1 protein-coding gene is annotated in these 468 nt (G+C 41.0%); it reads right to left on the reverse strand.

Annotated features, from left to right (window positions below; translation table 11 throughout):
• Positions 1-49 precede the first annotated feature (49 nt).
• On the reverse strand, positions 50-468 hold a 419-nt coding region (locus KIH86_RS29695; RefSeq protein ID WP_407672354.1), incomplete at its 5' end, for a class I SAM-dependent methyltransferase.

A 468-nucleotide genomic window follows, 5' to 3' on the forward strand; every position in this document is an offset into this window, starting at 1 on the left:
GAAATCGTAATATTCTGGTTTAGGTATGAGATCAAAGGCAGATTTGCATTCAAAAATTCACATTGACCTTGCTCTCTTCCGCCCTTTCTTTTGCCCAGCGGATCGCTTCTTCCGATATGTCCACCGCATCTACTTTGGATCCTTTAAGTGCAGAATAGATAGCATTTCTTCCAGGGCCGCACCCGATCTCCCACATATTTCCTTGCGGGGTAAGCTTATTTTCATAGTAACTGATCAGATTTTCATCGGGGTAATTAGCAAAAAAAGGAATCCCCTTCGACCTGTCACTATAGAACCAATTCCAAAACGGAGCAGGTTCTCTCAACAAGGAATCCAGCATATCCAAAATGTCATTAGAATCAATTATGGTCTCGTTCAGCTTAGGGAATTCTTTCTGACTCAAAATTCTTAACATATCTTCTCTCGCTTGAATGGTCCATGAATGTACGAGTTTCAAGTTGTTCCTTT

It is taken from the genome of Paenibacillus sinensis (assembly GCF_019904155.1).
Taxonomy (GTDB): Bacteria; Bacillota; Bacilli; order Paenibacillales; family Paenibacillaceae; genus Paenibacillus_AQ; species Paenibacillus_AQ sinensis.